The following is a 10,956-nucleotide window of genomic DNA, read 5'->3' on the forward strand; positions in this document are numbered from 1 at the left end:
AAACCGAATAAGAATTTAAAGAAAGGAGGTCCCACTATGTTAATTATACCAGTAAAAGACGGAGAAAATATAGATAGAGCGCTTAAACGTTTTAAGCGTAAATTTGATCGCACAAAGACTATGCGTAATCTTAGAGAGCGCAAGCAGTTTACAAAGCCTTCTGTAGTAAGAAGACGTGAGATTCAAAAAGCATCATACATTCAAGGAATGAGAGATGCAGAGAATATCTAGTATTTATTAATCCGTCGTCACGTATAGCGTGATCTGGATTAACAGGGAGACTCATCCTCTCTCAATCATATATAACCGTTGTGTTGTAAAGTGTATCTTTACAGTACAACGGTTTTTTTATTGCTTGTAATTTAATCGTGTGTGTTTATATTGTTTTTATAATGTCGCTTAAACCATTCTTAGAATATCTCAATCTTGAGAAAAATTATAGTAAGCATACGGTGCTTGCTTATGAGAAGGATGTTACAAGTTTTTTTATCTTTTTAGAAAAGAATTATGGTGAAAGGGATCCAGTTAAGGTAGCTTATTCTCAGATAAGAGCCTGGATTATATCGCTGGTTGATGCGGGACTGTCTAGTCAGAGTGTAAATAGAAAGGTATCTTCTCTTAAGTCATATTATAAGTTTTTACTTAAAACGGGTGATGTTTTAGTATCGCCGCTCGTAAAACATAAATCTCTTAAGGTTTCAAAACGAGTACAAATTCCATTTTCCGAAAAAGAAGTAGCTGTTGTACTTGAGGAATTAAGAGAATCTCAAGACTTTACTTCACTGCGCGATCTTCTTGTAGTAGAATTGTTGTACGGTACTGGGATGAGGAGGGCAGAGCTTATTGATCTAACTATGGGCAGTGTAGACCTTTCTCAAAAAATACTTAAAGTAAAAGGTAAAAGAGATAAAGAACGTTTTATACCATTGCTACCGGGAGTAATAACAACCCTAGAGAGATATATGGTTGAGCGAGCACAGGTGGCTCGGTCTGGTAATAGTGAACCTTTACTTGTTACTTTGAAAGGGTTAAAAGTGTATAGTACACTTGTGTACAGAATTATAAATCGCTATTTTAGTGAGGCTTCTGATAAGTTTAAGACGAGCCCGCATATATTAAGACATTCTTTTGCGACTCACCTTCTCAATCAAGGAGCAGATTTAAACGTTGTAAAAGAGCTTTTGGGTCACGCGAGTCTAGCCTCTACACAGGTATATACACATAATAGTATAAAGGCTCTTAAAGATGTATACTCAAAAGCCCATCCTCGCACTAAAAAATAGAAGAACAACGTTTAATATGTAAAACACTACGAGAGTGTTTTGTGTGTAACCAATTAAACCATATTCTTATGAAAGTAACTGTAGAAGCTCCAAAGTTTGATGCAGATGTCAAACTCACTAATTTTATAAAGAAGAAAGTCGGAAAATTGGAACATTTTTATGATAAGATTATTCATACCGATGTTTATCTAAAACTAGAGCCTAATGAAAGGCCAAATAATAAAATTGTAGAATTATTAGTAAGTGTGCCTGGCGATGAATTTATCGTTAAAAAGATGGCAAAATCTTTCGAAGAGGCTACAGATGTGTGTGTTCAGTCTATGGAAAGAATACTTTTAAAACGTAAAGAAAAAATAAGATCACGTGTGATGTAATTTTTTTCAAAAAAAAGTTTGGGTAGGGATAAAAATTACCTACATTTGCAGTCCGTTAGAAATAGCGGACTTTTTTATGCTTCTTTTGGGAAGTATGGGTGAGTAAAAAGCCGATGTAGCTCAGCTGGCTAGAGCAGCTGATTTGTAATCAGCAGGTCGTGGGTTCGAGTCCCTCCATCGGCTCTTTTTTTAACTTAAAAATAAAGTTAAAAAGTTCTTTAAAATATTGTTTTATTATCAAAAAGATTTGCTTAGTTTTGCGCACTGAAATTTGATAACAAATAGGGGAGATACTCAAGCGGCCAACGAGGACTGACTGTAACTCAGTTGTTTTTAACTTCGCAGGTTCGAATCCTGCTCTCCCCACACCTTTAATCTCACTCTATATGTATATGGGGTGAGTTTATAAACGCGGGAGTAGCTCAGTTGGTAGAGCGTCAGCCTTCCAAGCTGAATGTCGCCAGTTCGAACCTGGTCTCCCGCTCTAAATGCCTTTGAGGTGTTGAGCTTTCGCGAAAGCGTAAATTTACCAGCCGACGTAGCTCAGGGGTAGAGCGTTTCCTTGGTAAGGAAGAGGCCACGGGTTCAATTCCCGTCGTTGGCTCAAAACAAAATATTAATAATGAGTGCTGGTCGCACTCACTTTTCGTGTTTAAATGAGAAGGGACTCGATCACTAGTAAATAGTACACTAATAATAACTAAGATTAAATAATTACATTATGGCAAAGGAAACATATGATCGTTCGAAACCCCATTTAAATGTTGGAACTATCGGGCACGTAGATCACGGTAAAACAACTTTAACTGCTGCGATTACGAAAGTATTGGCAGATGCTGGTTTTTCAGAAGCTTCTGCTTTTGATCAAATTGATAATGCTCCTGAGGAAAAAGAAAGAGGTATAACAATTAACTCTTCACACGTTGAGTATGCGACTGAAAACCGTCACTACGCACACGTTGACTGTCCAGGTCACGCCGATTACGTAAAGAATATGGTAACTGGTGCTGCTCAAATGGATGGTGCTATTCTTGTGGTTGCTGCTACAGATGGTCCTATGCCACAAACTCGTGAGCACATCCTTCTTGGTCGTCAGGTAGGTATTCCACGTATCGTTGTATTTATGAATAAAGTAGATATGGTTGATGATGAGGAGCTTCTTGAGCTTGTAGAGATGGAGATTAGAGATCTTCTTTCTTTCTACGAGTATGATGGAGATAATGGTCCTGTTGTAGCTGGTTCTGCACTTGGAGCGTTAAACGGTGAGCAAAAATGGGTTGATACAGTATTAGAGCTTATGGCTGCTGTTGATTCTTGGATCGAAGAGCCATTACGTGAGACTGAAAAAGATTTCCTAATGCCTATCGAGGATGTATTCTCTATTACTGGTCGTGGAACTGTTGCTACAGGTCGTATCGAAACTGGTATCGCAAACACTGGAGATCCTGTTGAGATCATCGGTATGGGTGCTGAGAAACTTACTTCTACTATTACAGGTATTGAGATGTTCCGTCAGATCCTTGATAGAGGTGAGGCTGGAGATAACGCTGGTATCTTATTAAGAGGTATTGAGAAGTCTCAAATCTCTAGAGGTATGGTAATCGTTAAGCCAGGATCTGTAACACCACACGCTAAGTTTAAAGCTGAGGTTTATATCCTTAAGAAAGAAGAAGGTGGACGTCACACTCCATTCCACAATAACTACCGTCCACAGTTTTACGTACGTACAACTGACGTAACTGGTAACATCGGTCTTCCTGATGGAATCGAGATGGTAATGCCTGGTGATAACTTAACTATTACTGTTGAGCTTATCCAGCCTATCGCACTTAACATCGGACTACGTTTTGCAGTACGTGAAGGTGGTAGAACAGTAGGAGCTGGTCAGGTTACTGAGATTTTAGATTAATTTTATCTAGATAATAAATAAAAGTAAAGGTGTTCTGTTTTTTCAGAACGCCTTGACTTTTGTTAAAGAGAAGGTTATTACGCTTTCGCGAAAGCTTAAAAATTTATCTCAAGTAGGTTAGTCCTACGGATACGGGTTTAGCTCAGTTGGTAGAGCACTGGTCTCCAAAACCAGGTGTCGTGAGTTCGAGTCTCTCAACCCGTGCAATTTATGAGTATTTACACAATGTGTCTTGCTCATTAGAATTTTGGAATTTACTAGAAGATTATTAGATATCTTATCTACTTCTAAAACGATATAACTATTATGGCTGGATTAATTAATTACGTTCAAGAATCATATAACGAATTGAAAAATCACGTAACGTGGACACCACTTCCAGAGGCTCAGCGTCTTATGGTTGTAGTAGCTGTGTTTTCGATACTATTTTCTTTAGCTATATGGGGTGTTGATACTGTTTTTAGCAATGTAATTAAGTTATACTTTGATAAAATAGTAGGAACAAATTAATTAAGACGATATGGCTAAAGCAAACAGCACCAAGCAGTGGTATGTGGTAAGGGCCGTTAGTGGTCAAGAGAATAAAGTTAAGGCATATATCGAGCAAGAAATTTCACGATTAAGTCTAGAAGATAACATTGAGGAAGTTTTAGTTCCTACAGAAAAGGTTATTCAAATACGTAACGGTAAGAAAGTAAACAAAGAACGTGTTTACTTCCCAGGTTACATAATGGTTAAAGCAAATCTAGCTGGAGAAATACCTCACATCATTAAGTCTATTAATGGTGTTATAGGATTTTTAGGAGAAGTAAAAGGTGGTGATCCTGTTCCGTTAAGAAAGGCGGAGGTGAACCGTATGCTAGGTAAGGTAGATGAGCTTGCTGTAAAACAAGACAGCGTTGCAATACCATTTACTATAGGTGAGACTATCAAGGTTATAGATGGTCCTTTTAATGGTTTTAATGGAACTGTTGAAAAAGTAAATGAAGAAAAGCGTAAGCTTGAGGTGATGGTGAAAATTTTTGGAAGAAAAACACCATTAGAGCTTAGCTATATGCAAGTTGAAAAGGTATAAGAAATTAATTGTTACATTAATATATTTTGGATTTTGTTCTATTGCTTCCACTTTATGAACAGATCAGTTTAAATTTTTAGAAATGGCAAAAGAAGTAAGTAAGGTTGTAAAGTTACAAGTACGAGGAGGTGCCGCAAACCCTTCTCCACCAGTAGGACCTGCTTTAGGTGCTGCCGGCGTAAATATTATGGAGTTCTGTAAGCAGTTTAATGCTAGAACTCAAGATAAAGCTGGTAAAGTACTTCCTGTTGCGATAACTGTATATAAGGATAAATCTTTTGATTTTGTAATCAAGACTCCTCCTGCAGCAGTTCAACTATTGGAAGCAGCTAAAGTAAAGAGTGGATCTGGTGAACCAAACCGTAAGAAGGTTGCAAAAGTTACTTGGGATCAAGTACGTGCAATTGCAGAGGACAAAATGCCTGACCTTAATGCATTCACTGTAGAAAGTGCAATGAAAATGGTAGCAGGTACAGCTCGTTCAATGGGTATAACGGTTAAAGGTGGAGATGCACCAGCTTAACAGCTTAAAAAGAAAACAATAATGGCAAAATTAACAAAAAAGCAAAAAGAAAATCAGTCGAAGATTGAAGCGGGTCAAACCTACAATCTAGCTGAAGCTTCTGCTTTAATCAAAGAAGTAAGTAACGTAAACTTTGACCCTTCTGTAGATATTGCTGTACGTCTTAATGTAGATCCTCGTAAAGCAAACCAGATGGTGCGTGGCGTGGTAACTCTTCCTCACGGAACAGGTAAAGACGTAAAAGTGCTAGCTCTTGTTACTCCAGATAAAGCGGGAGAAGCTGAGGCAGCAGGAGCAGACTACGTAGGTCTTGATGAGTACCTTGAGAAAATCAAAGGTGGTTGGACAGATGTAGACGTTATAATCACAATGCCTAGTGTAATGGGTAAATTAGGACCTTTAGGACGTGTCTTAGGACCACGTGGTTTAATGCCTAACCCAAAGACAGGTACAGTAACTATGGATATTGCAAAAGCAGTTTCTGATGTAAAAGCTGGTAAAATCGACTTTAAAGTTGATAAGACTGGTATCATCCACGCCTCTGTAGGTAAGGCATCTTTTGATGCAGAAAAAATTGCTGGTAACGCAAGAGAATTAATAACAACATTAGTAAAGCTTAAGCCTACAACTGCAAAGGGTGTTTACATAAAAAGTATTTTTATGTCAAGTACAATGAGCCCTTCTGTAGAGGTTGATACTAAGCGTTTTGCTACTGACTAGTTTAAATTTTAGATTATGACAAGAGAAGAAAAATCAATAGTAATTCAAGATTTAACTACGCAGTTAGGAGAGAACGCTCACATATACCTTACTGATATTTCTGGACTAGATGCTGGGACGACTTCAAATTTACGTCGTGCTTGTTTCAAGGCAGGAGTAAGTTTATCTGTAGTTAAGAACACATTGCTTGCAAAAGCAATGGAAGCATCAGACAAAGATTTTGCAGAACTTCCTGAAGTTTTAAAAGGGAACACTGCAATTATGTTTTCTGAGACTGGAAATGCACCAGCAAAGGTAATTAAGGAGTTTCGTAAGAAATCTGAGAAGCCTTTATTAAAAGGAGCATTTATAGAAGAAGCTATCTACGTTGGAGATGATCAACTAGATAACCTGGTAAATATCAAATCAAGAGAGGAACTTATTGGAGACATCATTGGATTACTTCAATCTCCTGCTAAGAACGTTGTTAGCGCTCTTAAGTCAAGTGGAGGAACCCTTGCTGGTATTATCAAAACCCTTTCTGAAAAGGAAGGTTAAGCAGTACGCACTATTATTTATTATATAACAATTACAATTTTCAAAAACGATAGAAAATGGCAGATTTAAAAGAATTCGCAGAACAATTAGTTAACCTTACAGTAAAAGAAGTAAATGAGTTAGCTACTATTTTAAAAGATGAGTATGGTATCGAGCCTGCTGCTGCAGCTGTAGCTGTTGCTGCTGGTGGAGCTGGTGGTGGAGACGCTGCTGAGGAGAAGTCAGAATTTGACGTAATCCTTAAGGCTGCTGGAGCTTCTAAGCTTGCTGTAGTTAAGCTTGTAAAAGAATTAACTGGATTAGGTCTTAAAGACGCTAAAGGATTAGTAGATGGTGCTCCATCTCCAGTTAAAGAAGGTGTTGCTAAAGATGAGGCAGAAGCACTTAAAGCTCAGTTAGAAGAAGCTGGTGCAGAAGTTGAGCTTAAGTAAGCTTACCATAATAAATAGATAAAGGTTTAGACTAGTTGTGTCTGTCAAAGGCGCAATTTGGTCTAAACCATTTGTCGTATAAAGTAGTTACCTTTTTTTGTAACTCGACTTTTTCTTGATTTCGGTCGTTAATATAAAATCTTTTTAGACTTGCTAAGGGGCAAGTTTAGTTCTAATCAAATTCCGTTCGTTGATGATGCAAGATGCAAAACAAGGAGAAAGAATCAGTTTCTCATCGGTAAAGAATAGACCTGATTATCCAGACTTTTTGGATATTCAAGTAAAGTCTTTCCAAGATTTCTTCCAGCTGGAAACAAAGTCTGATGAGAGAGGTGATGAGGGTCTTTACAATACTTTTCTCGAGAACTTCCCAATTACAGATACTCGTAACAACTTTGTACTCGAGTTTTTAGATTATTTTGTTGATCCACCTAGATATTCTATACAAGAGTGTATAGAGCGTGGACTTACTTATAGTGTGCCGTTAAAAGCACGTCTAAAATTATACTGTACAGACGAGGAACACGAAGATTTTGAAACAATCGTACAAGATGTATATCTTGGTACAATCCCATATATGACTCCTAGCGGAACATTTGTGATCAACGGCGCAGAGCGTGTTGTTGTTTCTCAATTACACCGTTCTCCAGGGGTATTCTTTGGACAGTCGTTCCACGCAAATGGAACAAAACTATATTCAGCACGTGTAATTCCTTTTAAAGGTTCGTGGATAGAATTTGCGACAGATATTAATAGTGTTATGTATGCTTATATCGATCGTAAAAAGAAATTACCTGTTACTACACTTTTCCGTGCTATCGGTTTTGAAAGAGATAAAGATATTCTTGAGATATTTGATCTTGCAGAAGAGGTTAAAGTTTCTAAAACAGGGCTTAAAAAATATCTTGGTCGCAAGCTTGCTGCACGTGTTCTTAACACTTGGCACGAGGATTTTGTTGATGAAGATACAGGTGAAGTAGTATCTATCGAGCGTAACGAGATAGTACTTGATCGTGATACAGTTCTTGAAAAAGAGCACGTAGAAGAAATTCTTGAGGCTGGAGCAAAAACTGTATTACTTCACAAAGAAGATAATCAGCAGGCAGATTATGCGATTATCCATAATACATTACAGAAGGATCCAACAAATTCTGAAAAAGAAGCTGTTGAGCATATCTATAGACAATTACGTAATGCAGAACCGCCAGATGAGGAAACTGCACGTGGTATTATAGATAAGTTATTCTTCTCAGACCAACGTTACAACTTAGGTGAAGTAGGTCGTTATAGAATGAATAAGAAATTAGGTCTTGATATCGAGATGGATAAGCAGGTGCTTACTAAGCTAGATATTATTACCATTATAAAATACCTAATTGAGTTAATCAATGCAAAAGCAGAGATTGATGATATTGATCACTTATCAAACCGTCGTGTACGTACAGTAGGTGAGCAACTTTCTGCCCAGTTTGGTGTAGGTCTTGCTCGTATGGCTCGTACAATACGTGAGCGTATGAACGTACGTGATAATGAGGTGTTTACTCCTATTGATTTGATTAATGCAAAGACATTGTCTTCTGTAATTAATTCATTCTTTGGTACAAACCAGTTATCACAGTTTATGGACCAAACTAATCCACTTGCTGAGATTACGCACAAGCGTCGTCTATCTGCACTTGGGCCAGGAGGTCTATCACGTGAGCGTGCAGGATTTGAAGTACGTGATGTACACTACACACACTACGGTAGATTATGTCCTATTGAAACACCAGAGGGGCCTAACATTGGTCTTATATCTTCACTAGCTGTTTATGCTAAGGTTAATAATATGGGATTCATTGAGACTCCGTATCGTAAGGTTGAAGGTGGTAAGATAGATTTAAAATCAGAACCACAATACTTAAGTGCTGAGGAAGAAGAAGGGATGTTAATAGCGCAAGCAAACAACCCTATGAATGATGAAGGTACAATTACTGAAGAAAAAGTAATTGCACGTATGGAAGGTGATTTCCCAGTAGTAGATCCAGATACAGTACATTATGCAGATGTTAGTCCTAACCAGATTGCATCTATCTCTGCATCACTTATTCCATTCTTGGAACACGATGATGCAAACCGTGCACTGATGGGGTCGAATATGATGCGCCAAGCAGTACCACTTATTATGGCAGATGCGCCTATCGTGGGAACAGGTCTGGAACGTCAAGTAGCTACAGATTCTAGAGTACTAATTAATGCAGAAGGTGCAGGTACAGTAGAGTATGTAGACGCAAATATGATTACTATAAAATATGATCGTACAGATGATGAGCGTCTCGTAAGTTTTGACGAGGATTCTAAATCTTACAATCTTATTAAATTCCGTAAGACTAACCAGGGTACAAATATCAACCTTAAACCTATTGTAAAAGTAGGAGATAGAGTTGAGCGTGGTCAAGTATTGTGTCAAGGGTATGCTACCGAGAAAGGTGAGCTTGCTCTAGGACGTAATATGAAGGTGGCCTTTATGCCTTGGAAGGGATATAACTTTGAGGATGCGATTGTAATATCAGAAAAAGTAGTACGTGACGATATCTTTACTTCTATACACATTGATGAGTACTCTCTTGATGTAAGAGATACGAAGTTAGGTAACGAAGAGCTTACTAATGATATTCCTAACGTTTCTGAAGAGGCTACAAAAGACCTTGATGAGAACGGAATGATCCGTATAGGTGCAGAAGTAAAACCTGGTGATATTTTAATAGGTAAGATTACTCCAAAAGGAGAGTCTGATCCTACTCCAGAAGAAAAATTACTTCGCGCAATATTTGGAGATAAAGCAGGAGACGTAAAAGATGCTTCCCTTAAAGCATCTCCATCTTTACACGGTGTAGTTATAAACAAGAAATTGTTTGCTAGAGCGATAAAAGATAAGCGTAAACGTGCAAAAGATAAAGAAGACATCGCAGTACTTGAAGATAAGTATGATGTGAAGTTTGACGATTTACAGGCTGTATTAATTGAAAAATTATTCAAACTTGTAAATGGTAAGACTGCTCAAGGTGTAATGAATGATCTAGGTGAAGAAGTGCTTCCTAAAGGAAAGAAATTTACACTCAAGATGCTTAACTCTGTAGAAGATTACACACACCTTACACAAGGTACTTGGACTACAGATGATAAGACTAATACACTTATTGCAGACTTATTACACAACTATAAGATTAAAGAAAACGATCTACAAGGTAACTTACGTCGTGAGAAATTTACAATCTCAGTAGGAGATGAGTTACCAGCTGGTATCATCAAGCTTGCTAAGGTTTATATTGCAAAAAAACGTAAGCTTAAAGTAGGAGATAAGATGGCGGGACGTCACGGTAACAAAGGTATCGTTGCACGTATCGTACGTCAAGAGGATATGCCATTCCTTGAGGATGGAACTCCTGTAGACATCGTTCTTAACCCACTAGGTGTACCATCACGTATGAACATTGGTCAGATTTATGAGACTGTGTTAGGATGGGCAGGTCAAAAATTAGGAAGAACATATGCGACGCCTATTTTTGATGGAGCAACACTAGATCAGATTAACGCACTTACAGACGAGGCAGGTATACCACGCTTTGGTCATACATATTTATATGACGGAGGTACTGGAGATCGTTTTGATCAACCAGCAACGGTAGGAGTTATCTATATGCTTAAATTAGGGCATATGGTAGACGACAAGATGCACGCGCGTTCTATCGGGCCGTACTCTCTTATTACGCAACAACCTCTTGGAGGTAAGGCGCAGTTTGGAGGGCAACGTTTTGGTGAGATGGAGGTATGGGCTCTTGAGGCATATGGAGCTTCGGCAACATTGCGTGAGATCCTTACTGTAAAATCTGATGACGTGATTGGTCGTGCTAAGACGTATGAGAGTATTGTAAAAGGAGAGCCTATGCCAGAGCCAGGTCTTCCTGAATCTTTCAACGTATTAATGCACGAGCTTAAAGGACTGGGACTAGACATTCGTCTAGAAGAAAAGTAAATGGTTTTTGGAAAGTGGAGTCTCTCGGGATTCCGCTTTCGCGAAAGCGTAACAATAACCATTCACAACAATAATTAATTCGACATACA

11 protein-coding genes and 5 tRNA genes are annotated in these 10,956 nt (G+C 38.2%); all 16 read left to right on the top strand.

Annotation, left to right across the window (positions count from 1 at the left end; translation table 11 throughout):
- The first annotated feature begins 36 nt into the window (after nucleotides 1–36).
- The 16 genes from rpsU (at nucleotide 37) to rpoB (ending at nucleotide 10,867) form a co-directional block, all read left to right on the top strand.
- Nucleotides 37–231: a 30S ribosomal protein S21 gene (gene rpsU, locus ACFO5T_RS05165; protein ID WP_013749868.1), complete on the top strand. Its 195-nt coding sequence runs from the start codon at nucleotides 37–39 to the stop codon at nucleotides 229–231.
- A 161-nt stretch (nucleotides 232–392) separates the two neighbouring features.
- Entirely contained in the window at nucleotides 393–1,283 is an 891-nt protein-coding gene (locus tag ACFO5T_RS05170; protein ID WP_380032572.1) for a tyrosine-type recombinase/integrase, read from the top strand.
- A gap of 68 nt (nucleotides 1,284–1,351) precedes the next feature.
- Entirely contained in the window at nucleotides 1,352–1,657 is a 306-nt protein-coding gene (locus ACFO5T_RS05175; RefSeq protein WP_021778466.1) for an HPF/RaiA family ribosome-associated protein, read from the top strand.
- A 109-nt stretch (nucleotides 1,658–1,766) separates the two neighbouring features.
- A tRNA-Thr gene (locus ACFO5T_RS05180) sits at nucleotides 1,767–1,840 on the top strand.
- 101 nt (nucleotides 1,841–1,941) lie between these two features.
- Nucleotides 1,942–2,023: transfer RNA gene (locus tag ACFO5T_RS05185), tRNA-Tyr, on the top strand.
- A 45-nt stretch (nucleotides 2,024–2,068) separates the two neighbouring features.
- Nucleotides 2,069–2,141 (top strand) — tRNA-Gly (locus tag ACFO5T_RS05190).
- A 48-nt stretch (nucleotides 2,142–2,189) separates the two neighbouring features.
- Nucleotides 2,190–2,261 (top strand) — tRNA-Thr (locus tag ACFO5T_RS05195).
- 117 nt (nucleotides 2,262–2,378) lie between these two features.
- Nucleotides 2,379–3,566, top strand: coding sequence for an elongation factor Tu (gene tuf / locus ACFO5T_RS05200; RefSeq protein WP_021778467.1), 1,188 nt, complete (start codon nucleotides 2,379–2,381; stop codon nucleotides 3,564–3,566).
- Between the two features lie 131 nt (nucleotides 3,567–3,697).
- Nucleotides 3,698–3,770, top strand: a tRNA-Trp gene (locus ACFO5T_RS05205).
- A gap of 102 nt (nucleotides 3,771–3,872) precedes the next feature.
- Nucleotides 3,873–4,076 carry a preprotein translocase subunit SecE gene (gene secE / locus ACFO5T_RS05210; protein WP_021778468.1) on the top strand — a complete coding sequence of 68 codons (204 nt, stop codon included), beginning with the start codon at nucleotides 3,873–3,875 and terminating at the stop codon, nucleotides 4,074–4,076.
- Between the two features lie 10 nt (nucleotides 4,077–4,086).
- Nucleotides 4,087–4,641, top strand: a complete 555-nt coding sequence (nusG, locus tag ACFO5T_RS05215) for a transcription termination/antitermination protein NusG (protein ID WP_021778469.1) — start codon at nucleotides 4,087–4,089, stop codon at nucleotides 4,639–4,641.
- An 82-nt stretch (nucleotides 4,642–4,723) separates the two neighbouring features.
- Nucleotides 4,724–5,164 carry a 50S ribosomal protein L11 gene (gene rplK, locus ACFO5T_RS05220; RefSeq protein ID WP_021778470.1) on the top strand — a complete coding sequence of 147 codons (441 nt, stop codon included), beginning with the start codon at nucleotides 4,724–4,726 and terminating at the stop codon, nucleotides 5,162–5,164.
- A 21-nt stretch (nucleotides 5,165–5,185) separates the two neighbouring features.
- The gene (gene rplA / locus ACFO5T_RS05225; protein ID WP_021778471.1) at nucleotides 5,186–5,884 is read left to right on the top strand and encodes a 50S ribosomal protein L1; all 699 of its coding nucleotides are present in this window, start codon (nucleotides 5,186–5,188) and stop codon (nucleotides 5,882–5,884) included.
- A gap of 15 nt (nucleotides 5,885–5,899) precedes the next feature.
- Nucleotides 5,900–6,421 (top strand): 50S ribosomal protein L10, encoded by a 522-nt coding sequence (gene rplJ, locus ACFO5T_RS05230; RefSeq protein ID WP_021778472.1) that lies wholly within the window; start codon nucleotides 5,900–5,902, stop codon nucleotides 6,419–6,421.
- 56 nt (nucleotides 6,422–6,477) lie between these two features.
- Nucleotides 6,478–6,852: a 50S ribosomal protein L7/L12 gene (gene rplL, locus ACFO5T_RS05235; protein WP_021778473.1), complete on the top strand. Its 375-nt coding sequence runs from the start codon at nucleotides 6,478–6,480 to the stop codon at nucleotides 6,850–6,852.
- Nucleotides 6,853–7,045: 193 nt separating this feature from the next.
- Entirely contained in the window at nucleotides 7,046–10,867 is a 3,822-nt protein-coding gene (gene rpoB, locus ACFO5T_RS05240) for a DNA-directed RNA polymerase subunit beta (RefSeq protein WP_021778474.1), read from the top strand.
- The last annotated feature ends 89 nt before the right edge of the window (nucleotides 10,868–10,956 follow it).

The sequence above is a fragment of the Dokdonia genika genome, assembly GCF_042652845.1.
Classification (GTDB): domain Bacteria; phylum Bacteroidota; class Bacteroidia; order Flavobacteriales; family Flavobacteriaceae; genus Dokdonia; species Dokdonia donghaensis.

Bases quoted from the DNA above. Each gene is read 5' to 3' on its own strand.
- tuf (WP_021778467.1), top strand. From the start codon at position 2,379: ATGGCAAAGGAAACATATGATCGTTCGAAACCCCATTTAAATGTTGGA.
- rplK (WP_021778470.1), top strand. From the start codon at position 4,724: ATGGCAAAAGAAGTAAGTAAGGTTGTAAAGTTACAAGTACGAGGAGGT.
- rpoB (WP_021778474.1), top strand. From the start codon at position 7,046: ATGATGCAAGATGCAAAACAAGGAGAAAGAATCAGTTTCTCATCGGTA.
- rplJ (WP_021778472.1), top strand. From the start codon at position 5,900: ATGACAAGAGAAGAAAAATCAATAGTAATTCAAGATTTAACTACGCAG.
- secE (WP_021778468.1), top strand. From the start codon at position 3,873: ATGGCTGGATTAATTAATTACGTTCAAGAATCATATAACGAATTGAAA.
- nusG (WP_021778469.1), top strand. From the start codon at position 4,087: ATGGCTAAAGCAAACAGCACCAAGCAGTGGTATGTGGTAAGGGCCGTT.
- rplL (WP_021778473.1), top strand. From the start codon at position 6,478: ATGGCAGATTTAAAAGAATTCGCAGAACAATTAGTTAACCTTACAGTA.
- ACFO5T_RS05175 (WP_021778466.1), top strand. From the start codon at position 1,352: ATGAAAGTAACTGTAGAAGCTCCAAAGTTTGATGCAGATGTCAAACTC.
- rplA (WP_021778471.1), top strand. From the start codon at position 5,186: ATGGCAAAATTAACAAAAAAGCAAAAAGAAAATCAGTCGAAGATTGAA.
- rpsU (WP_013749868.1), top strand. From the start codon at position 37: ATGTTAATTATACCAGTAAAAGACGGAGAAAATATAGATAGAGCGCTT.
- ACFO5T_RS05170 (WP_380032572.1), top strand. From the start codon at position 393: ATGTCGCTTAAACCATTCTTAGAATATCTCAATCTTGAGAAAAATTAT.